Source organism: Enterococcus sp. DIV0176 (genome assembly GCF_050528535.1).
Lineage (GTDB): Bacteria > Bacillota > Bacilli > Lactobacillales > Enterococcaceae > Enterococcus_B > Enterococcus_B thailandicus.
This window is the reverse complement of record NZ_CP172879.1, coordinates 2,572,892-2,599,066: the sequence shown is the minus strand read 5'-3', so window position 1 is coordinate 2,599,066 and position 26,175 is coordinate 2,572,892. Positions and strand designations below refer to the sequence as shown.

General features: G+C 36.8%; 19 protein-coding genes and 2 pseudogenes. 9 read left to right on the top strand and 12 right to left on the bottom strand.

The window, feature by feature from the left end; all coding sequences use genetic code 11:
* Positions 1-22: 22 nt before the first annotated feature.
* On the top strand, positions 23-1,120 hold the full coding sequence (locus IGJ66_RS12080; protein ID WP_430616660.1) for an FAD:protein FMN transferase: 1,098 nt from the start codon (positions 23-25) through the stop codon (positions 1,118-1,120).
* Between the two features lie 10 nt (positions 1,121-1,130).
* Positions 1,131-2,084: a 1,4-dihydroxy-2-naphthoate polyprenyltransferase gene (gene menA / locus IGJ66_RS12075; protein ID WP_067484458.1), complete on the top strand. Its 954-nt coding sequence runs from the start codon at positions 1,131-1,133 to the stop codon at positions 2,082-2,084.
* A gap of 53 nt (positions 2,085-2,137) precedes the next feature.
* On the opposite strand, the gene IGJ66_RS12070 is transcribed toward menA, so the two are convergent.
* From IGJ66_RS12070 to IGJ66_RS12055, 4 genes are all read right to left on the bottom strand, one after another.
* Positions 2,138-3,106 carry a biotin--[acetyl-CoA-carboxylase] ligase gene (locus IGJ66_RS12070; protein WP_086270519.1) on the bottom strand — a complete coding sequence of 323 codons (969 nt, stop codon included), beginning with the start codon at positions 3,104-3,106 and terminating at the stop codon, positions 2,138-2,140.
* Positions 3,107-3,204: 98 nt separating this feature from the next.
* Positions 3,205-4,008 (bottom strand): ABC transporter ATP-binding protein, encoded by an 804-nt coding sequence (locus IGJ66_RS12065; protein ID WP_067484464.1) that lies wholly within the window; start codon positions 4,006-4,008, stop codon positions 3,205-3,207.
* Complete coding sequence (locus IGJ66_RS12060; RefSeq protein WP_067484466.1) at positions 4,005-4,910, bottom strand: ABC transporter permease; 906 nt, start codon at positions 4,908-4,910, stop codon at positions 4,005-4,007. The genes IGJ66_RS12065 and IGJ66_RS12060 overlap by 4 nt, the downstream gene beginning before the upstream one ends.
* A gap of 22 nt (positions 4,911-4,932) precedes the next feature.
* On the bottom strand, positions 4,933-5,904 hold the full coding sequence (locus tag IGJ66_RS12055) for an ABC transporter substrate-binding protein (RefSeq protein WP_075491748.1): 972 nt from the start codon (positions 5,902-5,904) through the stop codon (positions 4,933-4,935).
* 718 nt (positions 5,905-6,622) lie between these two features.
* Here IGJ66_RS12055 and rpoB point away from each other — a divergent pair.
* The 3 genes from rpoB to msrA all read left to right on the top strand — a co-directional run bounded on the left by rpoB (position 6,623) and on the right by msrA (position 14,844).
* Complete coding sequence (rpoB, locus tag IGJ66_RS12050) at positions 6,623-10,240, top strand: DNA-directed RNA polymerase subunit beta (RefSeq protein ID WP_082904101.1); 3,618 nt, start codon at positions 6,623-6,625, stop codon at positions 10,238-10,240.
* 79 nt (positions 10,241-10,319) lie between these two features.
* On the top strand, positions 10,320-13,976 hold the full coding sequence (gene rpoC, locus IGJ66_RS12045) for a DNA-directed RNA polymerase subunit beta' (RefSeq protein WP_067484475.1): 3,657 nt from the start codon (positions 10,320-10,322) through the stop codon (positions 13,974-13,976).
* 322 nt (positions 13,977-14,298) lie between these two features.
* Positions 14,299-14,844 (top strand): peptide-methionine (S)-S-oxide reductase MsrA, encoded by a 546-nt coding sequence (gene msrA, locus IGJ66_RS12040; RefSeq protein ID WP_430616659.1) that lies wholly within the window; start codon positions 14,299-14,301, stop codon positions 14,842-14,844.
* A gap of 500 nt (positions 14,845-15,344) precedes the next feature.
* Here msrA and IGJ66_RS12035 read toward each other — a convergent pair.
* Positions 15,345-15,590 (bottom strand): annotated as a pseudogene (locus IGJ66_RS12035) (prepilin peptidase); the annotation flags it as partial.
* Positions 15,591-15,824: 234 nt separating this feature from the next.
* Between IGJ66_RS12035 and IGJ66_RS12030 the strand changes: the two are divergent.
* Positions 15,825-16,292 (top strand): Dps family protein, encoded by a 468-nt coding sequence (locus tag IGJ66_RS12030; RefSeq protein WP_067484481.1) that lies wholly within the window; start codon positions 15,825-15,827, stop codon positions 16,290-16,292.
* Positions 16,293-16,408: 116 nt separating this feature from the next.
* Here IGJ66_RS12030 and argH read toward each other — a convergent pair whose 3' ends face one another.
* Complete coding sequence (argH, locus tag IGJ66_RS12025) at positions 16,409-17,803, bottom strand: argininosuccinate lyase (RefSeq protein WP_430616658.1); 1,395 nt, start codon at positions 17,801-17,803, stop codon at positions 16,409-16,411.
* Between the two features lie 86 nt (positions 17,804-17,889).
* Entirely contained in the window at positions 17,890-19,104 is a 1,215-nt protein-coding gene (locus IGJ66_RS12020) for an argininosuccinate synthase (protein WP_430616657.1), read from the bottom strand.
* 378 nt (positions 19,105-19,482) lie between these two features.
* On the opposite strand from IGJ66_RS12020, the gene rplM reads away from it, so the two are divergent.
* Both rplM and rpsI read left to right on the top strand, forming a co-directional pair.
* Positions 19,483-19,911, top strand: coding sequence for a 50S ribosomal protein L13 (gene rplM / locus IGJ66_RS12015; RefSeq protein ID WP_306294856.1), 429 nt, complete (start codon positions 19,483-19,485; stop codon positions 19,909-19,911).
* Between the two features lie 15 nt (positions 19,912-19,926).
* Complete coding sequence (rpsI, locus tag IGJ66_RS12010) at positions 19,927-20,319, top strand: 30S ribosomal protein S9 (protein ID WP_067484493.1); 393 nt, start codon at positions 19,927-19,929, stop codon at positions 20,317-20,319.
* Positions 20,320-20,400: 81 nt separating this feature from the next.
* Here the strand turns inward: rpsI and IGJ66_RS12005 are convergent.
* The 4 genes and pseudogenes from IGJ66_RS12005 to IGJ66_RS11990 all read right to left on the bottom strand — a co-directional run bounded on the left by IGJ66_RS12005 (position 20,401) and on the right by IGJ66_RS11990 (position 24,160).
* Positions 20,401-21,635 (bottom strand): annotated as a pseudogene (locus tag IGJ66_RS12005) (tyrosine-type recombinase/integrase).
* 1,239 nt (positions 21,636-22,874) lie between these two features.
* The gene (locus IGJ66_RS12000) at positions 22,875-23,207 is read right to left on the bottom strand and encodes a hypothetical protein (RefSeq protein ID WP_202251596.1); all 333 of its coding nucleotides are present in this window, start codon (positions 23,205-23,207) and stop codon (positions 22,875-22,877) included.
* Between the two features lie 4 nt (positions 23,208-23,211).
* Entirely contained in the window at positions 23,212-23,451 is a 240-nt protein-coding gene (locus IGJ66_RS11995; RefSeq protein ID WP_202251594.1) for a hypothetical protein, read from the bottom strand.
* A gap of 46 nt (positions 23,452-23,497) precedes the next feature.
* Positions 23,498-24,160: a LysM peptidoglycan-binding domain-containing protein gene (locus IGJ66_RS11990; RefSeq protein ID WP_430616656.1), complete on the bottom strand. Its 663-nt coding sequence runs from the start codon at positions 24,158-24,160 to the stop codon at positions 23,498-23,500.
* 271 nt (positions 24,161-24,431) lie between these two features.
* On the opposite strand from IGJ66_RS11990, the gene IGJ66_RS11985 reads away from it, so the two are divergent.
* The gene (locus tag IGJ66_RS11985; protein ID WP_430616655.1) at positions 24,432-24,794 is read left to right on the top strand and encodes a helix-turn-helix domain-containing protein; all 363 of its coding nucleotides are present in this window, start codon (positions 24,432-24,434) and stop codon (positions 24,792-24,794) included.
* Between the two features lie 97 nt (positions 24,795-24,891).
* Here the strand turns inward: IGJ66_RS11985 and dcm are convergent, their stop codons facing one another.
* A complete protein-coding gene (gene dcm / locus IGJ66_RS11980) occupies positions 24,892-26,085 on the bottom strand; it encodes a DNA (cytosine-5-)-methyltransferase (protein WP_430616654.1) in 1,194 nt (397 codons plus the stop codon).
* Positions 26,086-26,175 lie beyond the last annotated feature (90 nt).

Here is a 26,175-nt window from a genome sequence, read left to right as displayed (position 1 = left end):
AATAAGTAAAAAGGGGAAAATTATGCGTAAAAAATTACTACTTTCCTTAATAGCCGTATGTACCTTAGTTGCACTAGTTGGTTGTGGTTCATCATCTGAAAAGACAGCTGATAGCGATAAACCAGCCAAAGGAATTTTGAGTGAACCATATGCACAAGAAAAATTCTTGTTAGGAACTTATGTACGAATACGAGTGTATGATGAAGGAAAAAAATCTGTATTAACACCAGCCTTTGATCGAGTAAAAGAATTAGGCGACAAAATTACAATCAATCAATCAGGTTCCGAGATTGATGAGGTCAATGCACAAGCAGGTATTAAACCTGTTAAAGTTTCTGATGATGTTTATTCACTTGTGAAGAAAGCGTATGAATATAGTGAAGATTCTCGTGGCGGTTTTGACATGGCAATTGGTTCAGTAACACAACTGTGGCGCATTGGTTTTGATGATGCCAGAAAACCATCACAAGAAGAAATTGATCAAGCTTTAAAATTAGTTGACTATCATAAAATTGAATTGAATGATGAAGAAAAAACTGTTTACTTAAAAGAAAAAGGAATGATTATTGACTTAGGGGCAATTGCTAAAGGATACATTACGGATGAAGTTGTCAAGGTACTAAAAGATAACGGCGTAACAACAGCAATTGTTGATTTAGGCGGAAATGTGTATGTTTTAGGACACAGTCCTCGTGGAGAAAATCAAGATTGGAATGTCGGCATTCAGGATCCTAATCTTGCTCGTGGTTCGGTTTTAGGGACAATCAAAGAAAAAAATAAAACGCTCGTAACCTCTGGAATTTATGAACGCTATTTGGAAGTAGATGGTGTGAAATACCATCATTTATTTGATCCTCAAACAGGATATCCTTTTGACAATGATATTGCTAGTGTGACAATCATCACAAATAAATCAGTTGATGGTGACGGCCTTTCAACAGCAGTTTTCTCAATGGGTGTGAAAAAAGGGTTATCTTATGTTGAAGAATTAGATAATGGAACAAATGCTATTTTTGTTACCAAAGAAGGAAAAGTCTATGTGACTGATCCAATCAAAGATGAATTCAAATTAGCGGAAGACTCAGATTACTCAATGGGTGATCGTTCGAAGCTAGAATAGGAGTAAGCAGATGTCACTGAAAATTTTTTTAGAAGTCGTTGAGATTCGAACAAAAGTGGCAAGTGTATTTCCTTTTGCGATAGGGGTCTTATTCTCTATCGCTTTTTTTCATGAAGTACACTGGTTAAGTACACTTTTATTTTTTATAGGAATGTTAGTTTTTGATTTAGCAACGACAGCAATCAATAATTATATGGATTATCAAAAAGCGCATTCGGAAGTCTATAAATATCAAGAAAACGTAATTGGTCGAACAAATACTTCACCAAAAATTATTCGAAATATGATTTTGGGGATGATTGCATTTGTTTTTATTATCGGTATCATTTTGACAATCCAAACGGGCTGGTTACTGTTAGTGATGGGCGCTGTTTGCTGTTTTATTGGTGTGTTTTATACTTTTGGACCAATTCCTTTATCACGTATGCCATTAGGAGAAATTTTTAGTGGATTTACGATGGGTCTGGGGATTTTTGCAATGGTTGTTTATGTCAATACTCATAATACGAATGTCTATGATTTAATGATTGATTTCCAAACTGGTAATTTTACGTTGGAAGGGAATTTTTGGGCAGTTGCGGCTATTGTTCTTGCTTCTTTACCATTAGTTTTTACAATTGCCAATATCATGCTAGCCAATAATTTAAGAGATCTTGATCGAGACATTGAAAATCATCGTTATACGTTAGTGTTTTATATTGGTCGCCCAGTGGGAACAGTTCTTTTTCAAAGCTTGATGTATGCTAGTTATGTAGCGATATTATTAGGATTGTTGACGGGCGTATTTGAATGGCCAATCTTGATTATCTTAGCAACTTTTCCGAAAATTCACGGGAACTTGCAAGCATTCAAAAAAAGTTTGCCACAACCAATTAGTTTTAGTTATTCCATCAAAAACATGATTTTGTTTAATGGTAGCTATGTTTTAGGATTATTGTTAACTATTCTTTTTCAAAACATCTAATAAAAAATACGCATATCTTATGATAGAAAATTTGTCATAAGGTATGCGTATTTTTAATTGATTGATGAAAGACTGATTTCCCCAGAAGATAATATTTTAAGTTCTTGAGGAGTTTGAACTACTAATTCACCTGTATCCGTAATTGATTTAGCAACGCCATGATACGTGATACCTTTTTGAGTAAAAGAAACTTGTTTACCTAAAACAAATGATTTTTTTCGATAGAAGGATAAGTATTCTTTATTTGCTGGCTCACGTAAGTAAGCAAATAATTCTTTCCAAATTTCAATGATTAATTGATTACGAGTAATCGTTGCATGACCATCAGGAAATATAGAAGTTGCTTTTTGCTGTATTTCTTGGGGAAATTCATTTTGTGGTAATGAAAAATTAATACCCATCCCAATAATTACATGGCTGATTCTGCCAGATTCCATATCGCTAATCGCTTCTGATAAAATACCACAAACTTTTTTACCATTGATATAAATATCATTGACCCATTTGATTTGAGTTGATGCCCCCGTAAGTTTTTCGATTGCTTTAGCACAAGCGCTGGCTGCAACTAAAGTGTATTGAGGTAATTCATCAAACTCTTGGTTGGGATGCAAAAGTAAACTCATGTAAATGCCACGTTCTGGTTCGGCAAAAAATGGTCGGCCGAAACGACCACGTGCATTTTCCTGCATGTCTGCCACAAATAATGCAGGGTAGTCTGCTCCTTTTGCGGCAACTAGTTTTGCATCTTGCATCGTTGATTCAGAAGTAGCCATTGTCTGCACGTGCAAATGTGGCTGGTCGTTCTGAAGTTCCTGTTTGATTTCTGTTGCGTCTAGTACATCAGAGGGTAAGTACCGATAGCCGGTTGGCCCATGTTCAAATTGATAGCCCGCTTTTTCTAATTCTTTGATTGCTTTCCAAACACTGGTACGAGAAAGTTGTAGTTCTTGGGCAATTTTTTCTCCAGAAAGAAATGTCGTTGAATTTTTTAGTAAACGAAGTACAGTATCTTTTGTAGCCATCTGATTATCCAACTCCTTTTTTGCTATTGTATCAAATTCTGGCTTTCTTCGTATACAATAGTAAAAAGTTAATTTCAGCTGCTTTTCTTTTTATTGAATTAAGCTAAAAGAACAGTATCTTCTTTCAGTGTTGTACCGCTATTCTTTTTGAAAAGATCAAGTAATTTAGTAACAGTTAATTGTTGTTTTTCTTCATTTGCAATATCAACAACGATTTGTCCTTGATGCAACATGATTAAGCGATTGCCGTAACGAATGGCATCTTCCATATCATGTGTAACCATGAAAGCTGTTAATTTTTGTTCCTGAATTAATTTCTGAGTCAATTCCATTACAGTAGCAGAAGTTGCCGGATCCAGTGCAGCAGTATGTTCATCTAATAAAATCAATTCGGGGCGTTGTAACGTCGCCATTAATAATGTGATTGCTTGTCGTTGCCCGCCAGATAATAAACCAATTTCTGTAGTCAAACGATTTTCTAATCCTAAATTCAGGCTTGCTAGTTGTTCTTTAAAAAATTGGCGGTCCTGAGGCTTTACGCCACGAAAGAAACCACGTTTTTTGCCTCGTTTCATTGCAAGAGCTAAATTCTCTTCAACAGTTAAACGAACAGCTGTCCCTAGCTTGGGATCTTGGAATACACGGCTGATATTTTTGGAACGTTCTACTACAGATTTTTTGGTAATGTCTTGTTCACGTAAGAGAATTTGCCCTTGATCGACAGTAAAAGTTCCTGCAATGCTATTAAGTAAGGTAGATTTTCCAGCACCATTTCCTCCAATAATTGTTACAAAATCTTCTGGTTGGAGTGCGAGGTTGATTCCTTTTAGTACATGATTTTCATTTGTTGTTCCTTTTTCAAAAGTATGATGTAGATCTTTAATTGTCAATACAGGACTCATTTGTTGTTCCCTCCTCGATTGAATTTAGGAATGCGCAATTTTTCTTGAATTTGTGGGAAAGATAAACAGATAACTAAAACTAATGCAGAAGCTAATTTAGAGTCACTAGGTTCGACATTCAATTCGAAAACGAGTGCCAAAATGAAGCGATAAATCACTGCACCAAGAATGACTGTTAAGAAACGTGAAAGTAGAGGTTGGTTACGGAATAAAACTTCCGCAATAATAATCGAAGCTAAGCCAATAACAATTGTGCCAATTCCAGAATTCAAGTCAGCAAAGCCATTGTTTTGTGCAAGCAATGAGCCAGCTAAAGCAATACAACCATTGGAGATCATATAGCCAATGATTTTCATGTTATCCGTGTTGATTCCATTTGCTTCACTCATCGCTAGGTTGTCTCCCGTTGCTCGAATTGCAAGCCCTGTTTCTGTTCTTAAGAAAAACACTAGTAGAAAAACAATCAGTAAAGCGATACATAAACCGACAATTAAAACGGCAGTTGTTTTTGAAACACCCAATGATTCGACCCATTCAAAAATAGTGGGCTGTCCAAGCAATGAGATATTAGGTGCGCCCATCACTCGTGAGGTCACAGAATACAAACCTGTCATGGTAATGATCCCTGCAAGTAATGCAGGGATTTTTAGTTTGGTATGAAGCAAGCCAGAAACTAATCCAGCTAACGCACCGCCTAAAAAACCTAGCAGGCAGGCAAGCAAAGGATGAATTCCTTGTGTAATACTCATTGCTGCAATTCCAGCACCTAAAGGAAAACTTCCTTCAGCAGTTAAATCAGCAATATCTAAAATACGAAACGTAATATAAACACCAATTGCTAATAATGCCCAAAGAACACCTTGTGAGGCAGATGATAAGAAAATTGAAAGTAGATTTAACATGTTTTGCTCCTCCTATTGTCTGCTATTCGGCTACTTTGATGCTGGAAGGATCAATCCCTAAAGCATCTGCCATTTTTTCATTCACAACTAGTTCTAAATCGTCTGCAGATTCGACAGGAAGTGAGTCGGGTGTTGCTTTTCCATCAAGAATTTTTGCAGCCATGATTCCAGTTTGTTTTCCAAGTTTTTCATAATCAATGCCGACAGTTGCAAGTCCGCCTTCTTTTACTTGTGCAGCTGAACCAGCGACGACAGGGGTCTGCGTTTCTTTTGCGACTTCACCGACGACACTTGCGGCACTAGCAAATGTATTGTCTGTTGGAATATAAATACCATCAACATCTTTGGCTAAACTTTTCGTTACTTGTTGAACATCGTTGGTGGAGTTAGCAGTTAAGACTTTTACTTTGATTCCCGCTTTTTCTAATTCTTTTTGAGCAAGATCGCCTTGAAGCTTAGAGTTTGCTTCACCGTTGTTGTACATGATTCCGATTTTTTTAGCGCCAGGAACGATGCTTAGTAATAAATCAATTTGTTTTTTGATTGGAACCATATCAGAAGTTCCAGTGACGTTCCCGCCAGGTTCTTTGTTGGAAGAAACTAGTTTTGCTTCTTTTAAATCAGTCACCGCAGTAACAGTAATTGGAATAGTTGTCGTTTCATTTAGTAATGATTGGGCAGCAGGTGTTGCAATCCCCAATAATAAATCAGGTTTTTCTTTGACTAATTTTTCGCTCATGCTTTTCAAGTTATCCTGATTGTTTTGAGCGTTTTGATAGTCAATCGTTAAATTTTTACCTTCAACGTAGCCACCTTCTGACAAGCCTTCTTTGAATCCTTTATAGGAATCGTCGAGTGAATTATGCTGTACAAGTTGAAGTACGCCGACGGTTTTCATTTCTTCATCGCCATTTTTTGCTTCGCTTTTTTGAGCACAGCCGCCTAGTGCAAGTAATACTGTTAGTCCAAGTCCAATTAATACATTCTTTTTCATTTGATTTCCTCCTTAGTTTTAAGAAACAAAAAAATCCATTCAGACATGACGTCTAAATGGATTCGAAAAAGCGAGAAAATAAATAGAAAAGTATGGTACCAGAAATACTTTGTATTTTCTTTGCTTAGCCACTTAGCGTAATGTCTACGTGGCTTTTTGCGTAATACAAAGTTCTTTAGCCATCATAGATACAAACAAGTTGTTTAACGTTTGTATCCATCATGATGAATACAAACCTATCTAAAGTAGCTAAAGTAAAAGTTATTCAGTTGTGTTGGTGTTATTCGATTAGTAATCATAGTAGTTCCTCCACAAAATGAATTTTCTCAATCTTAGCAAAGGAGGTTTGGTCTGTCAACACAAAAGTGAACAATGAAAAAAATTGGTAGTAGATGAAAAATTAAGAAAAGGTTGCGAAAGCAAGTGAGGTAAGCGATGAGAGGTTGACTTTTGTACGAAATACGTGTATTATATGAAGTTGCAAAAACTATCTGATGAATGAAAGGCAGAAACGAAATATTGTCCGTTTCGGCTTTATAAGAGAAACAAAAGTAGGAGCTCACGAAAGTAAGTTTTCAAGAGATTGTTCTATTTTTGGTTTTTTTTTGCCTAAAAGCCGCAAAAAATGTCTGTTGTTACCTAAAAAAAATATTTGAAATATTTTTGTAACAATTAGTCGGGTAGTCTTTTTGAATGACATTTTAGAGGGGTGAAGAGCTTGGCTGGACACGTAGTAAAATACGGAAAACATCGCGAACGTAGAAGTTTCGCACGCATCAGTGAAGTGTTGGAATTACCAAATTTGATTGAAATTCAAACAGACTCTTACCAATGGTTCTTAGATGAAGGACTTAGAGAAATGTTTGAAGACATTTTGCCAATCGATGATTTTAATGGCAATTTATCTTTGGAATTTGTGGATTATGAACTTAAGGAACCTAAGTATACAGTAGCAGAAGCTCGCGCACATGACGCTAACTATTCTGCACCATTACATGTTACTTTGCGTTTAACAAATCGTGAAACAGGTGAAATCAAAGCACAAGAAGTATTCTTTGGCGATTTCCCACTAATGACTGAACAAGGTACATTTATTATCAATGGTGCTGAACGTGTAATTGTTTCTCAATTAGTTCGTTCACCAGGTGTTTACTTCCATGGGAAAGTAGATAAAAACGGAAAAGAAGGCTTTGGCTCAACAGTTATTCCTAACCGTGGTGCTTGGTTGGAAATGGAAACTGATGCAAAAGATATTTCTTATGTACGTATCGACCGTACACGTAAAATTCCTTTGACTGTTTTGGTTCGTGCATTAGGATTTGGTTCTGATGATACGATTTTTGAAATCTTCGGCGATAGCGAAACATTACGTAACACTATTGAAAAAGACTTGCACAAAAATGCAAGTGATTCACGTACAGAAGAAGGTTTGAAAGATGTTTACGAACGTTTACGTCCAGGAGAACCAAAAACAGCAGATAGTTCTCGTAACTTATTAAATGCTCGTTTCTTCGATCCAAAACGTTACGACTTAGCAAATGTTGGTCGTTACAAAGTAAATAAGAAATTAGACTTAAAAACACGTCTATTAAACTTAACATTAGCTGAAACATTAGTTGATCCAGAAACTGGTGAAATCATCGTTGAAAAAGGAACTGTGTTGACTCACCAAGTGATGGAAACATTAGCTCCATTTATTGACAATGGCTTAAACTCAGTTACTTATTACCCATCTGAAGACGGTGTAGTAACTGATCCAATGACTGTTCAAGTAATCAAAGTCTTTTCACCAAAAGATCCAGAACGTGAAGTTAATGTAATCGGTAATGGTTACCCAGAAGCAGCTGTTAAGACAATTCGTCCTGCAGATATTATTGCTTCAATGAGTTACTTCTTGAACTTAATGGAAGATATCGGGAATGTTGATGATATCGACCACTTAGGTAATCGTCGTATCCGTTCAGTTGGTGAATTATTACAAAATCAATTCCGTATTGGTTTAGCTCGTATGGAACGTGTGGTACGTGAAAGAATGTCTATTCAAGACACAGAGACTTTAACACCACAACAATTGATTAATATTCGTCCAGTTGTAGCAAGTATCAAAGAATTCTTTGGTTCTTCACAGCTATCACAGTTCATGGACCAAACAAATCCATTGGGTGAGTTAACACACAAACGTCGTCTATCAGCCTTAGGGCCTGGTGGTTTGACTCGTGACCGTGCTGGTTATGAAGTTCGTGACGTTCACTATTCTCACTATGGTCGTATGTGTCCGATTGAAACCCCTGAAGGTCCGAATATCGGATTAATTAACAGTTTGTCAAGTTATGCAAAAGTTAATAAGTTTGGTTTTATTGAAACACCATATCGCCGAGTTGATCGCGCGACAGGGCGTGTTACTGATCAAATTGATTACCTAACTGCTGACATCGAAGACCACTATATCGTTGCCCAAGCAAACAGCCTTCTAAATGAAGATGGTACATTTGCTGAAGATGTTGTAATGGCTCGTGCACAAAGTGAAAACTTAGAAGTTTCTATTGATAAAGTTGACTACATGGACGTTTCTCCTAAGCAAGTAGTTGCTGTTGCGACAGCATGTATTCCTTTCTTGGAAAACGATGACTCCAACCGTGCCTTGATGGGTGCCAACATGCAGCGTCAAGCTGTTCCATTGATCAATCCGCAATCACCATGGGTTGGTACTGGTATGGAATATAAATCTGCGCATGACTCAGGTGCTGCATTATTGTGTAAACATGACGGTGTCGTTGAGTATGTAGATGCTTCAGAAATCCGCGTTCGTCGTGATAACGGAGCATTAGATAAATATGTTGTAACAAAATTCCGTCGTTCAAACTCTGGAACAAGTTATAACCAACGCCCAATCGCCCTTTTAGGTGAACGCGTTGAAAAAGGTGATACTTTAGCAGATGGACCTTCTATGGAACAAGGTGAAATGGCGCTAGGACAAAACGTTTTAGTTGGTTTCATGACTTGGGAAGGTTACAACTATGAAGATGCGATTATCATGAGCCGTCGTCTTGTAAAAGATGATGTTTATACTTCAATTCATATTGAAGAGTACGAATCAGAAGCTCGTGATACAAAATTAGGACCTGAAGAAATTACTCGCGAAATCCCTAACGTTGGGGAAGACGCTTTGAAAGACTTAGATGAAATGGGCATTATCCGCATTGGTGCGGAAGTTCAAGATGGCGATTTACTTGTTGGTAAAGTCACTCCAAAAGGTGTAACTGAATTATCAGCAGAAGAACGCTTGCTACATGCAATCTTTGGCGAAAAAGCTCGTGAAGTTCGCGATACTTCATTACGTGTACCACATGGTGGTGGCGGAATCGTTCACGACGTAAAAATCTTTACTCGTGAAGCTGGCGATGAATTGTCACCAGGTGTTAACATGCTCGTTCGTGTTTATATCGTTCAAAAACGTAAAATTCATGAAGGGGATAAAATGGCCGGTCGTCATGGTAATAAAGGGGTTGTATCCCGTATTATGCCAGAAGAAGATATGCCATTCTTACCTGATGGAACACCAATCGATATCATGTTGAATCCATTAGGGGTACCATCTCGGATGAACATCGGACAAGTATTAGAATTACACTTAGGTATGGCTGCACGTCAATTAGGAATCCACGTAGCGACTCCTGTATTTGATGGCGCGACTGATGAAGATGTTTGGGCAACAGTTCGTGAAGCTGGTATGGCTAGCGATGCTAAAACAGTTCTTTATGATGGACGTACTGGGGAACCTTTTGATGGACGTGTGTCTGTTGGGGTTATGTATATGATTAAACTTGCCCACATGGTCGATGATAAATTACATGCTCGTTCAATTGGACCTTACTCATTGGTTACACAACAACCATTGGGTGGTAAAGCTCAATTTGGTGGACAACGTTTTGGGGAAATGGAAGTTTGGGCACTGGAAGCTTATGGTGCTGCTTATACCCTACAAGAAATCTTGACATATAAATCAGATGATGTTGTTGGTCGTGTGAAAACATACGAAGCAATCGTTAAGGGCGAACCAATTCCAAAACCTGGTGTACCAGAATCATTCCGTGTATTAGTTAAAGAATTACAATCATTAGGTTTAGACATGCGTGTCTTAGATATCCAAGACGAAGAAATCGAATTACGCGACATGGATGACGAAGATGATGATTTGATTACAGTAGATGCTTTAACAAAATTTGCTGAACAACAATCTGCAAAAGAATTAGAAAAACAAGCTGCAGAACAAGTTGAAGAAGTGCATGAAGATGCGATTCAAAACTTTGAAACTGCAGAAGATAAATTAGACTAATCCGGTCTATGGGCTGCGAGGCGGTCGATGATCAGCCGCCTTGTGGTTTTGCCATTAAACGAAATGGAGGGAACCCCTTTTGATCGATGTAAATAAATTCGAAAGTATGCAAATAGGTTTGGCTTCTCCCGAAAAAATCAGAAGCTGGTCTTACGGCGAAGTTAAAAAGCCTGAGACGATTAACTATCGTACCTTAAAACCTGAACGCGAAGGGTTGTTCTGTGAGCGGATTTTTGGTCCTACAAAAGACTGGGAATGTGCCTGCGGAAAATACAAACGTATCCGTTATAAAGGAATTGTTTGTGACCGTTGTGGAGTAGAAGTTACTCGCTCGAAAGTTCGTCGTGAACGTATGGGTCACATTGAATTAGCTGCTCCTGTTTCACATATCTGGTACTTTAAAGGTATTCCTTCACGTATGGGTCTTGTTTTAGACATGAGTCCACGCGCATTAGAAGAAATCATTTACTTTGCCTCTTATGTAGTTATCGAACCAGGTAATACTAATTTAGAGAAGAAACAATTATTGACTGAACGTGAATATCGTGAAAAACGTGAACAGTATGGTCAAGAATTCCAAGCTGCAATGGGTGCGGAAGCAATCAAACAATTACTAGATAATGTTGATTTGGATGCAGAAGTTGCAGAATTAAAAGAAGAATTAAAATCAGCACAAGGACAAAAACGTACACGTGCTATTCGCCGCTTAGATATTTTAGAAGCATTCCGTGCCTCTGGAAATGAACCAAGCTGGATGGTTATGGATGTTATTCCTGTTATTCCTCCAGATTTACGTCCAATGGTTCAATTAGAAGGTGGACGTTTTGCAACAAGTGATTTAAACGATTTGTATCGTCGAGTAATCAACCGTAACAATCGTTTGAAACGTTTATTAGATTTGAACGCACCAGGAATCATTGTTCAAAATGAAAAACGTATGTTGCAAGAAGCAGTTGATGCATTGATTGACAATGGTCGTCGCGGCCGTCCAGTTACTGGACCAGGTAACCGCCCATTGAAATCTCTTTCTCATATGCTAAAAGGGAAACAAGGTCGTTTCCGCCAAAACTTACTAGGTAAACGTGTTGACTATTCAGGTCGTTCAGTTATCGTTGTTGGTCCTTTCTTGAAGATGTATCAATGTGGTCTTCCAAAAGAAATGGCTATTGAATTGTTCAAACCATTTGTAATGCGTGAATTAGTCCAACGTGAACTTGCATCAAACATCAAAAATGCAAAACGTAAAATCGAACGTCAAGAAGATGAAGTTTGGGATGTTTTAGAAGACGTAATCAAAGAACACCCAGTATTACTTAACCGAGCACCTACACTTCACAGACTTGGTATTCAAGCGTTTGAACCAGTATTGGTCCAAGGACGTGCAATTCGTTTGCATCCACTTGTTTGTGAAGCCTACAATGCCGATTTCGATGGAGACCAAATGGCTGTCCATGTTCCATTGAATGAAGAAGCGCAAGCTGAAGCACGTATGTTAATGCTTGCTGCACAAAATATTTTGAATCCAAAAGACGGTAAACCAGTTGTAACACCTTCTCAAGATATGGTTTTAGGTAACTATTACCTAACTATGGAAGAAGAAGGTCGTGAAGGCGAAGGAATGGTCTTCAGAGATCAAAATGAAGCTGTGATTGCATGGCGTAACGGCTACGTTCATTTACACTCACGTATTGGTGTGAACCCTAACACATTAGGTGACAAACCATTTACTGATTGGCAAAAAGAACGCACAATGATTACTACTGTTGGTAAGATTATCTTTAATGAAATCATGCCACAAGAGTTCCCTTACTTGAATGAACCAACTGACTTTAACTTAACTGTTCAAACGCCAGATAAATACTTTGTTGAAGCGGGTACAGATATTCCTGCACACATCAAAGAACAAGAATTGATCTTGCCATTCAAGAAGAAAAACTTAGGAAATATCATTGCTGAAGTTTTCAAACGTTTTAAAGTCACTGAAACATCTAAGATGCTTGACCGTATGAAAGACTTAGGGTACAAACATTCAACTCATGCAGGTATTACTGTAGGGATTGCGGATATCAGTGTTCTTGAAGAAAAACAAGGAATTATCCAAAATGCACACAAACAAGTTGAAACAATTACAAAACAATTCCGTCGTGGTCTAATTACAGATGACGAACGTTATGAACGCGTAATCGCTGTTTGGAATGCTGCCAAAGATGAAATCCAACAAAAACTGATGGAAGGTTTGGAAGCAAAAAATCCAATCTTCATGATGTCTGATTCTGGAGCTCGTGGTAACATCTCCAACTTTACTCAGCTTGCTGGTATGCGTGGATTGATGGCCGCTCCGAATGGTCGAATCATGGAATTGCCAATCATTTCAAACTTCCGTGAAGGACTATCTGTCTTAGAAATGTTTATCTCAACCCATGGGGCTCGTAAAGGGATGACCGATACTGCCTTGAAGACAGCCGATTCAGGTTACTTGACTCGTCGTTTAGTTGACGTAGCGCAAGATGTCATCATCCGTGAAGAAGATTGTGGTACTGATCGTGGTCTTGAAATTCGTGCAATTCGTGAAGGAAATGAAATCATTGAATCATTAGAAGATCGTTTAATTGGACGTTACACTCGTAAAGAAATCCGTAACCCTGAAACAGACGAACTAATTATTGAAGGAAATGAATTAATTTCTGAAGATATCGCAAAACAAATCGTTGATGCTGGCGTTGAAACTGTAACGATTCGCTCAGTATTCACATGTAATACAAAACATGGTGTATGTAAACATTGTTATGGACGTAACCTTGCAACTGGTTCTGATGTTGAAGTAGGTGAAGCAGTTGGTACAATCGCTGCTCAATCAATCGGTGAACCAGGTACACAGTTAACAATGCGTACGTTCCATACAGGTGGGGTTGCCGGAGATGATATTACTCAAGGTCTTCCTCGTGTCCAAGAAATTTTTGAAGCACGTAATCCAAAAGGACAAGCTGTGATTACTGAAGTAACTGGAGATGTTATTGATATCTCAGAAGATCCTGCAACACGTACAAAAGAAGTAACAATTAAAGGTAAAACAGATACTCGTACGTACACTGTACCTTATACAGCACGTATGAAAGTCGCTGAAGGCGATATGATCCATCGTGGTGCTCCATTAACAGAAGGTTCAATCGATCCTAAACAATTGTTGCAAGTTCGTGATGTTTTATCTGTTGAAAATTATCTATTGCGTGAAGTACAACGCGTGTACCGTATGCAAGGGGTAGAAATCGGCGATAAACATATTGAAGTAATGGTACGTCAAATGTTACGTAAAGTTCGCGTAATGGACCCAGGTGACACAGAAATTTTACCAGGTACTTTAATGGATATTGCAGACTTCAAAGATCAAAACTACAATACTTTAGTTGCTGGTGGTGTCCCTGCGACATCTCGTCCAGTCTTGCTAGGTATTACAAAAGCTTCATTGGAAACAAACAGCTTCTTATCTGCTGCGTCATTCCAAGAAACAACTCGTGTCTTGACGGATGCTGCAATTCGCGGTAAGAAAGATCCACTTCTTGGTTTGAAAGAAAATGTTATCATCGGTAAAATCATCCCAGCTGGTACTGGTATGCAACGTTACCGTGATATGGAACCAAAAGAAGTTGGTGTGGCTAGCGAAAATGTGTACAGTATCTCTGATATTGAAGCACAAATGGCTGCTGAAGATGCAATGAACAATAATCAAACAAAATAAATCATTCACTTGAGAATTTTGAATTGAAATAAAAAGAGGTCGAACGTCTTGACGTTCGACCTCTTTTGTACTTTGTGGATAAAAAAGGAGCTAGAAACAGACAGAAATATCCACAAGAACAATAAATAAAAATAGAAATAGAAATAGAATTTCCACATGTGGAAAACTTGGTTTCTATTATTTGTGAAGAAGAGTAGCATACATCTTTTGGAATATACCCCTAGAGGGTAAACCAAATAAGACTTTGTGCGCCATTGTTTCAAGCAAAATAATGTCCCTTTTCTGAGAAATGAGTATGATAAAGAAAAGGAGATGACTTAAAATGACAAGTAAAACGAAAACAGCAATTTTTGCTGGCGGATGTTTTTGGTGCATGGTAAAACCTTTTGATACGCAACCAGGAATTATTTCGGTCACTTCTGGTTATACTGGCGGACACGTTCCAAATCCAACTTATGGACAAGTAACAACGGGTACAACAGGACATACGGAAGCTGTAGAAATTGAATACGATCCTGAAGTAATCAGTTATGAACGATTACTGGACACTTATTGGCAACAGACAGACCCAACGGATGCTTTAGGGCAATTTGCTGATCGAGGAGACTCCTATCGGCCAGTTATTTATTATGGGAATGAGGAAGAACAAAAACTAGCAGAGGAGTCTAAGCAGCAATTGGAAGCGAGTGGTCGATTTGAGCAACCAATTGTAACTAAAATTGAACCAAGAGCTCCCTTTTACCCAGCAGAAGAATATCATCAAGATTATTATAAAAAAAATCGTGTACATTATAATTTATATCGTGAAGGTTCAGGCCGTGCTGGTTTTATCCGAAAAAATTGGACAGATAAGATTTCTAAAAAATAATGAAAAGAATTTCTGTTTTGTATAGCTGTAAGTAAAAAGCGATGGCTCTGGGCATCGTTTTTTATTTATGGACTGCTTAAAACAATTATTAATCCCATAGTTAAAAAAGGAATGAAGGGAAGTTGAACGAGTTGTTTCTGGTAACGTAAATAATAGAAAATGAAGAACGTTACGCCTAGTAAGCTCGCAATAAATAATAGTTGAGCCAAAGAGGCAAATGATAATCCGCCGCTCCAACAGATCAACAGTAAGCAATCACCTATTCCTAACGACCTAGGTACAAATGCTAAAAGCAAGCACATAACAAAAACGACGAGGATGACACTCTCCCAGTGAAAACTGGCAGTCAAAAGCCATGAAAACCACAGGACTCCCCAAAAAAGATAAAGAAGTAACGAATCAATCAGTAGATAAAAGACATCCATTAGGCTTAACAGAAAAGCTGTGCTAATCCAAAATAAAGGAAGAAACTCCCACGGATAAAAGCAAAAGTGCCAGCTAAATAAAGCTCCGCAAAGTGTCTCAGCTGAAAAATAACTGATTGACAATTTACAATGGCAATAGCGGCAACGAAACTTTTGCCAAAGTATTGAGAATAAAGGAATCAGTTCATACCAGACCAAGTGTGTTTGACAGTGATTACAATGTGAGCCAGGTGATAGAATGGATTCGTTAACGGGAAGCCGCTGTGCAATTAAACAAAAAAATGATCCGAAACAACTACCAATAATAAAATGAAGTATCATCTGATTTGCCCCTTTCTAAAATGAAATACGCAAAATGAAACGCAGAAAATTATTTAATTAAAATTATCGAAAAAACAAATGATATATCATTTGTTTTTTCGGCAGTTACACAGAAAAAATTTTAGTTGAACAATGATTGGGATGAAAATCATTCTCAGGTAATTGGTTTTAGTGTACATTTAATTGAAAATTGACTATGATTTTATATGTAAACAAATGTAGGGAGGTAACAAAATGAAATTTCCAAAAACAAAAGAAGTATTGAACCAATTAGTTGCAGATTTAAGCCAAATGTCTGTTGTGGTGCATCAAACACATTGGTACATGAGAGGTCCAGGTTTTCTTACTTTGCACCCAATGATGGACGAATTCATGGATGATCTGAATGATCAATTAGATGAAATCTCAGAACGTTTGATCACGCTTGATGGCGCACCTTACTCAACATTACGTGAGTTTGCAGACAATACAAAAATTTCTGACGAAGTGGGACGCTGGGATCGTACTATTCCAGAACGTTTAGAAACGTTAGTGAAAAATTATCGTTATTTAGCTGATCTTTACCAAAAAGGAATTGAAGTTTCTGGTGAAGAAGGCGACGATCCTACACAAGATATCTTTATCGAATTTAAAACAGCAACTGAAAAACGCATCTGGATGATCCAAGCACACCTTGGAAAAGCACCAGAAATCGATGCTTAAATTTTTATTTCTATAATATAGAAGAAAAAAGACACGCAGCTTGAATAAGTCGCGTGTCTTTTTGTGCGAATGAGGTGGGTCGTCCATGTATAATAACAACTTTTCAACAGAACAATTTAAGGTAAGTGAATGGATTCAGATGCTAATTGAGCAAATGCGTGGTTGATTTGTGCTCTTACTTGGTCAAAGCCAGTGCCACCTTCGGAAGTTCTTCTTTTAACGGCTACTTCTGAGCGCAATGTATCATAAATATCATCTTCAATTAATGAACTGATTGCTTGGTATTCAGTTAGCGGAATATCCTGCAAAAAACAGCCCTTTTGTGTGCAGTGGAGTACAAGTTTTCCGACAATCTCATGCGCTTGTCGGAAAGGGATTCCCTTGGTAGCTAAATAATCGGCTAATTCTGTTGCATTAGAAAAATCTTTTTGCGTGGAGGCGTACATACGTGATTGGTTGACTTTCATTGTCGCAATCATGCCATCCATAATCGTTAAACTAGCTAGGACTGTTTCACTTGAGTCAAACATACCTTCTTTATCTTCTTGAAAATCTTTATTATATGCAAGAGGCAGACCTTTCATCAATGTTAGAAGACCAAAAAGATTTCCGTAAACTCTCCCTGTTTTCCCTCGAATGAGCTCAGCCATATCTGGATTTTTCTTTTGGGGCATAATGGAACTTCCCGTAGAGAAAGTATCTGTCAATTCAACAAATTGAAACTCATGACTGCACCATAAAATCAATTCCTCGCAAAAGCGCGAAAGGTGCATCATTAAAAGGGAACAGTTACTTAGGAATTCTAAGATAAAATCACGATCACTTACAGCATCTAAGCTGTTTTGATAAATACCAGAAAAACCTAATTCTTTTGCAGAAAATTGACGGTCGATTGGAAAGGTAGTTCCAGCCAGTGCAGCGCTGCCCAGTGGCGATAAATCAATCCTTTTTAAACTTTCTGTAAAACGTTCCATATCTCTGGTCAACATTTGATAATAGGCGAGCAGATGATGGCCAAAGGAGATTGGTTGTGCATGTTGAAGGTGCGTATATCCAGGGGCAATTGTTTCAACGTGTTCTTCTGCTGTCTTGACCAAAGTTGTTCGTAATTGCTGAAGTTTGGTGATTAATTCCAAAACAGTTTCCTTGAGAAAAAGATGCATATCTGTCGCAACTTGATCATTTCGACTGCGAGCGGTATGTAACTTTCCTGCAACCGCACCGATTTCTTGATGAAGCAACGTTTCAATATTTAAGTGGATATCTTCGTTTTCAATGGTAAACTGTAACTCATTTTCTGCTAATTTTTGCTGCAAAGTTTCTAAACCAGAAATAATTGCTGAAGTTTCATCTTTAGTTAAAATTCCTGTATGTCCTAACATTTTGACATGAGCTAAGCTACCAAGAATATCTTGCTCTGCTAACTTCTGATCAAAAGAAATCGATGCTCCAAATTCATCAATCCACTGTTCACTTTTTCCTTGAAAACGACCACCCCAAAGTTTTTCCATGTCTATTCCTCCCAAAAAATTATGTAAAACAATGAAGACTTCTTTTTCCTGTTATAACGTAAAGAAATCTTCATTGGCTAATATATTTAAATTATTTGTGACAAGTTTTCTTGCTGCGATTGTACCTCTGCGTGAACCTTAGAAGGTAGTCCCCAAAGTTTGATAAATCCAATAGCGGCTTGTTGATCAAATGTATCTGCCGATGTATAAGTAGCAAGTTCTTCACTGTAAAGGCTATTGGATGACTTCCGCCCCTCCACAATTATATTTCCTTTAAAGAGCTTGACCCGAACGGTACCATTTACATAAATTTGAGTTGATTTTAGAAATTGTAATAAAGCTTCCGTTAAAGGATTGAACCATAAACCATCATAAATCATTTGACCAAGTTGTTGCTCAATCAGTGGTTTAAAGTGCGCTAGTTCACGAACAAAAGTCAAATCTTCCAATTCTTTGTGCGCTTGCATCAATGTTACCGCACCTGGACATTCATAAACTTCACGAGATTTGATACCAACTAACCGGTTTTCAACATGATCAATCCGACCGATTCCGTGTTTACCAGCGAGCTGATTTAATGTCAAGATTAGTTGTGATAAAGACATCTTTTCTTTATTTAATGCAATTGGGATACCTTGTTCAAACGTTAGCTCAATTACATCTGGTTGGTCTGGTGTGTATTCCAAAGCAGTCGTTAACTCATAAGCTCCTGCTGGTGGTGTTGCCCAAGGATCTTCTAGAATTCCGCATTCACATGCGCGACCCCAAAGGTTTTGATCAATTGAATAGGGGTTATCTAAATTTGCAGGAATCGGAATACCATTATCTTTTGCATAAGCAATTTCTTCTTCACGAGACCACTGCCATTGACGAACGGGCGCAATGATTTTTAAGTCAGGTGCTAACGCATTGATTGCAACTTCAAATCGAACTTGGTCATTTCCTTTTCCGGTACAGCCATGAGCAATGGTTGTAGCTCCTGTTGTTCGGGCAAGCTCGACTAGTTTCTTCGCAATTAAGGGGCGTGAAAGAGCAGAAACCAATGGATAAGATTGTTCATAGAAAGTATGTCCTTGAAGCGCGACCAAAGCAAATTCTTGTGCGAATTCCTCTTTAGCATCAATTGCATAAGAAGCACTAGCACCAACTTGCAAGGCTTTTTCTTTGATAAAGGCAGTATCTTTTCCTTCACCAATATCTAAACAACAAGCAATCACGTCATATCCTTCATCTGTCAGCCATTTAATTGCAACAGATGTATCTAATCCACCGGAATAAGCTAAAATAATTTTCTCTTTCATAAAAAACTCCCCTTACTTTGCATTCTTTTTGAAAATTGATGTTTCAAATAATAGCATCATAAAAATAAAAAAGCAATACTTTTATTTAATAAATATGCATTATATTATAAATAAATTATTTAATATACAAAAAATAATGTAGTTTCTTTCTTTTTTATACAAAAAATAGAATTTTAAATGTAACAGGGAAATGAAAATAGCTAAGAGGTGTAAACTTTTGGAAAATTTTTCATGCGAGCAGAAAAACGTTGACATTATGCAAAGTAGCAGGTAATATGTTAAATGGTATTGTTTGCCCCACAAAGAGCCCCGGAAACTCGAAGTGTATGTCAAACATCAGAACTTAAATTGGAGGAAACTAACGTGCGTACAACATATATGGCCAAACCAGGCGAAGTAGAACGTAAATGGTATGTAGTAGACGCAACTGATGTTCCATTGGGACGTCTTTCAACAGTTGTTGCATCTGTACTACGTGGTAAAAATAAACCAACTTTCACACCTCATGTGGATACTGGCGATTTCGTCATTGTTATCAATGCAGATAAAGTGAAATTAACAGGTAAAAAAGCGACTGACAAAATTTATTACCGTCACAGCAACTACCCAGGTGGATTGAAATCAGTCACAGCTGGCGAATTGCGTGCTAAAAATTCTCGTCGTTTAATCGAAACTTCAGTAAAAGGAATGCTTCCTAAAAACACTTTAGGCCGCAAACAATTTACTAAATTGAACGTATATGGTGGTTCAGAACATCCACATACTGCTCAACAACCAGAAGTTTTAGATATCACAAACTTAATCTAATAGGAGGGAATTTCATTGGCACAAGTTCAATATATCGGCACAGGCCGTCGTAAAAATGCAGTTGCTCGCGTACGTTTAGTACCAGGAACTGGTAAAGTTATTGTAAACAAAAAAGATGTTGAAGAATACATCCCACATGCTGACTTGCGTGAAGTTATCAATCAACCTTTCGCTGTTACTGAAACAAAAGGCGCATATGACGTTTTTGTTAACGTAAACGGTGGAGGCTATGCTGGACAATCAGGAGCTATCCGTCATGGTATCGCTCGTGCATTGCTAGAAGTTGATCCTGACTTCCGTGCAGCTCTTAAACGTGCTGGCTTACTTACTCGTGACGCACGTATGGTCGAACGTAAAAAACCAGGTCTTAAAAAAGCTCGTAAAGCATCTCAATTCTCAAAACGTTAATCCCTTGTTACAAGTGGATTTTACAAGACTCTCAGATTTTTCTGGGAGTCTTTTTTTAATAATCCCCACCAAAATCCCCACCTATTCCCCACCAGCATTTTGCATCAAGTGATTAAGTGCATAGTCTGCGGGAGTTAATGGAACGACTTCATCATTATTTAAATAAGTACCAGTTGTTTCGAGGTTTGAATGGGTTAATCCATTTGAGATATCTTCCACAGTCATTCCATATTTTTTGCAAGGGTAGCTGATGTATGGCGTAATTTATGTGGTGATGCAGGCTTCAATTCAGGATGACGCTTTCTTACTGATTTCATTCGATAGTTTAAAAAATCTGTATGGACACATTTATTAATATTCCCATGCATGTCACAATAGGTAAACAAAAATTGTTGATCTGTTTGCTCAATTTCCAAAGTTTTTAACTCTTTTTTTTGCTCGGATTTCCAAATCAATAAAATTCTCTTTAATTTTACAGGAAGGTGGATTATAGTTTTTTTGTTACCTTTAGTGGATTTTACACTTCCCAATTTATCTAACGCCTGTTCCAAATATATTTGGTTATTGTTGAAATCAATATGTTTCCACTGGAGGGCATAACTTTCACTTTTGCGATCTGAAAGAAGATAGGTGGTCCAGAATAAAGTATAATCCTGAGTGGTTAGCAACCCGTCTCCATAATCTTCTTCTATTGCCTTAATCCATTTTATTAATTCTTCTTCCGATAAATACTTATCCTCTTTCTGCTTATTATTAGCTAATTGAATCTTTTTTAATGCTTTTATCTTTTTTAAAGTTTTAGATAGTCTATTATAGCTGATGTAATCGTATTCTTCTGCTAAATCAAATATTTGATTTACATAACTCCTCAATGTCTTAAAGTTAGCATACTCCCTTGCTTTAGCCGTCATTTTTCCAGCTACAAATTGCTTATTTTGATTTAAATAGTTCAAAGAGTACCTACCAAACATCGGAAGAATATGCAGCCTAAAAACGTCTTTTGTATTATTTATAGTTACTTTTGTGGGAGGAGTGGGGTGTGAACTTGTTGATCCATTGGAGTAGGCATCTAGCCAGATACTCTCATAAAAATCTTTAAATAGCATTTCTCCACCCAACTCAAAAACATTCTTATCTTTAGTTTTTCGTAATTCTTGGATTTTATTTTCAAAATCCAATTCTGCTTCTTTAGCCTCCTTCATGGTTTTAAATATTTTATCAAAATACGGATTTTTTAATTCAAGAAGAAGTGCCACATCAAGTGGATATTTTTTTCTGACTCTATATGTTCTATTCTTTGTTTCGTTAATTGCCATAGTATTTTCCTCCAGTTTTTTGCGAGCCGAAATCAAATACTATGACTTGATTATAGTGCTCTTATGATGTTTTTTCTAGCTGATTCATCCAACGATCAATTGCAAAGCGATCGTAACGGACAGAATTATTAATTAGTATTTGTGGTAATCCACATAAAATCCACTTTGATTTCTTTTATATAAAGTCTCTTGGTCATCTGCAAACGTGTTATCAGATTTTTTCCATGATCTTTATTTGTCATTGTTTCCCCATATTTTTCTAGTAGTTTAATTATCATTTCACTTTGAAGTCTTAAATGTTCGAGGACATCTTGCGATCCATGTTGCTTAAAGTAAAAATATAATTTCAACTCATCATTATTGTATAGATCATAATAGTCAAACATTTGTTGAAAATAACTATAGTCTGCTTCGCCTAATGAATGCCCAAAAAATTTAATAGTAGTTATGCTTTTATCAAAAATATTATTCTTTATTGCACTCTGTGGAGTTCGGACGTCTGAGTAACCAACCAATGTCCTGAAAGTTTTAGTAAATATATAGTTTAAACTGTTGATACTTATATCCTTATTTTAGCTGTCATTTTGTCATTTTTGAAGAAATTGCTGAGAGTTTATCATGATGATAAACTAAGTTTTTTTGTGACAGGCTCAATTTCTGCTCATTCAAACTCATGTTTTATGTCTAATATGTTCAAGTGATTCTCACAACTCAATTTTATAAATGCTAAAATGTCTAATGAATTCTCACTAAAAAAAATCAATCAGCTATAATGTTTAATTAATTCTCACTAAAAAATAGTATGGCAGCAACAAAAAAAGAAAACTCACTATTTTATTCACGAAAATAGTCAATTCTCTTATAACTAAATAAATAACAATTTATACAATCATTTCTTCCACATTAAAAAGACATATTAGAAATCTTTTAAGGACATCCAAATGAATCATATCATCCACCTTTTTATCAAAAATGCATATTTCTGACAGGTAAATTTCTAGTATATAGTGGTATGGTTCTGTATTAATGAAGATTTTAACAGGTTTTTCACCGATTAATAGCTTGGTATCTCTCAGATTCAGCCATTCAATTTCAGAAAATAGTTGTGAATAATCTATTTCTATCACCTCTTTAATACCTATTTTATCGCATAAGTTTAGGAAATACAGCGTGTTAAATACAAAAAGTATTAATCATCTTTAAAAGTTACTGAACAAAAATAGACATCTATGAAGATGCCTATTCCCACGTATTTCGCTTGTTAAATATGCGGTCAATCCGTTTTTGTTTTCCCGTTTCTCGTTGCTGTTGAGTAGCTTGTTTTATTTTTTTTCGAACTTGCATTTCATCTTTCTGTAATTGTTCTCGCTCTTTTGCTTTGGGACTAAAAAAGTTATGGTAAATAGATCTTTTTGTCATGGAAATAAAGAATACTGCTAGCAGTATCACTATAAAAAATGCGAAAAGCATGGCTAAAAAACCTAAAATAGTTTTGTGGAATAAAAAGAACAAAATAAATAGAACCGAAGTAGCCGGTAAAAACAATTTTTTCTTAATCATTAAATCTTTCATATGATTATTCCTTTAGATTAAAGTGCTGTTGAAGTATTCTTTTTGCATGAGGCCAATTAGCATCTGACAATGTGAACCCTTGCCCGATGAGTGAAATGTCATTTAAGAAGAGTGAGTACGTTGTTTCTTTTCCAAATAGTGGAGAAGAGACACGAAGCTCAACGGGAGAATTATTAGCAACTTCTTTTGCTGCCATTAATTCGTGCCACTCATCTTTAGTAAAGCAATCTTTATAGTCAACCATGTTATTGCCTCCTCGTGTATGTTTCTTCATTTAATCATAGTGTTACTCACTGGTTTACCCAGACTGCATAAAATCCATATCCATTATTCAAAATCACATAATCCCAATCTGAGCCATGTAAATCGTTTGCTAGCTTGTAAGCATCCATCGCATCCATTAGAGCTATGTCATCAGTATATGTTCCTACAACCCCATTTGGTACTCTTGGGAGTTGTGCACCTACATAAGGGCCGTCTGGTACTTCTGGTTCTGTAGGTGTAGGATCAACTGGTTCTACTGGATTAGTGGGATCCGTTGGCTCAACTGGAGTTGTTGGTTCTGTAGGGTCTACAGGTTTGACTGGAGTTGTTGTATTAGTCGGCTCCACTGGTTCTACTGGATTAATCGGTACTTCTGGTGTAATAACTGGCGGTGTTGTGACTATGGGGTTAACCGACTCACCTATGTTCTGGTTCGGATTCACTTTTTGTTCATCAGTCACTATAGTTTCACTTACGATATTTCCATTTGACTCTTTTACGATGGCTATATCACCATCAAAATAAATTGTGCGACCTACTGGCAATAAATATTGTTCCCCTAAAGTTAAATTAATTCCATTGATATCTGCTAAAGCTTGAACGGTCAGATTAATCCGTTGAGATATAGCCCACAAAGTATCTCCCAAAGCCATTGTGTATCTAGTTTGTCCATCCTGAATTTTTAACATCTCTGGTGTATTAGCTCTGTCCAACTAGCCGCATAAGATTCGTCTGAAGCTAAAAGTATGCCAAAAAGCACTGAGCCACTAACTACTGAGGTAACTAAAATTTTTTTCATTCAAAAAACTCCTTTTTCTTAATTTATTTATTGCTCATCAAATATTATACAACGAATTCTCATTATTTAAAACAAAATAAAAAAATGAGTTGTTTTATGAATGGAGCGGAACTTACTCATCATTTAGACTTTAGATAGATAACTAGGATGGAGGATTAATAATGAATGAAGAAGATGTAAAGAAGTTTGCAAAAAATGAAGCTGACAGAATTATTAATCACATTGTCTATCTTCGGAAAAAAAAAAGAATCACGCAGGAAAGCTTGGCTGAACGATCTGCTATAAGCAGGAGTACCGTTGGGCAGATTGAAAAGGGTGCTGTTAAAATATCTTTAGTTACTTTTACAGCTATTTTAAAAGGATTAGATGTTTCTTATTCAGAATTTTTTGCGGAATTTGAACAAGAAAAGAGAGTAGTTGAAGAAACTTCTCCTGAATTGGTGGATTTAATTAAGGAAGTTAGTATCCATCCGAATAGAGATGAATATATTAAGATCATGAAGTCTCTGTTAGCATTAAAGTAGCAGTTTAGATACTTACTTAGTATTATTAAGTTAATAAAAAACAGGTGTGCGAACTCACCATGGTTCACACACCTGTTTCTATTTTTTATATTGAAACTCACAGTATTTGATTTTCTAAAACTCTTAGCATTTCCTGAGCAATTGCATTCACGACTGGAACACAAACTGAGTTGCCAAACTGTTTGTATGCCTGAGTATCAGAAACTGGAATAATAAATTTTTCAGGAAAACCCTGTAAACGTGCTGCTTCACGTGGAGTTACTTTACGTGGATTTTTCCCTGATTGTTCGATTAAAATCTCACTACCATCTTTATAGTAGCGTGCTGAAATTGTATTGGTATAAGGACTACTGGAGTTGAATAAGGAAAAACCAAAACCGTTACCTTTTTCTTTATGTTCTAGCTTCCTTCTTTTGTGCCCTTCCCAAAGAGTATCTGATATTGTGTATTTTTTATCAACAGAGTCTTCAAGTATATCACCAACACAAGTTTTAGGCTTTGGTGCAGTTGGGAACTCAAACAAGTCAATATTTTTTAGCGATAACTTGTCAAAGCCGACAATATAGATTCGCTCTCTATTTTGAGGGGCTCCAAAATCTCGCGCTTTGTAAAGAGTGCTGTCAACTTCATAATCCATGTCACGTAAAGTTTTTATGATGGTCTCGTAAGTTCGACCTTTATCATGTGTTTTTAGATTTTTGACATTCTCCAGTAAAAACATTTTTGGTCTCTTAGCTTTAATAATTCTTGCAACATCAAAAAAGAGTGTACCTCTGATATCTTCAAATCCTAATTTTTTTCCAGCTTGTGAAAATGCCTGGCAGGGAAAACCAGCTACGAGTATATCATGATTTGGAACGGCCTTCTCATCAATTTGGGTAATATCACCATGAGGATATTCACCAAAATTTGCAAAGTATGTCTTTTGAGCAAACTTATCCCATTCGCTTGAAAAAACTGATTTTACTTTACCGGTAAGCTGAAATCCCAATCTAGTTCCACCGATACCTGCAAAAAGGTCTATCATGGTGTAAGGGGCTTTGTCGTTGTTTAAAAACGGTTTATTACCAGCAGATTCCAAAAATTCCATAATGGATAAAAATTCTAAGGGTGAAGGAGATGTTTCACCTTTTTCCCAACGTCGAATAGTTCTATCACCAAATTTTGGCATTCCAACAGAGTCTGCAAGTTCTTTTTGAGTCATATTTAAATCTAATCGTTTTTCTTTTATAGCTAATCCTTGATCAACTTGGATTGTTTGCATATTCTCTGGTAAAATAAGGTTATCCATAATGCCACTCCTTGTTAGTGTCAATCAGAAGACAAAATGTCCTCTGGTTAACACTGTAAAACATAAGTTCGCATTTGTCAAGATAAAAGG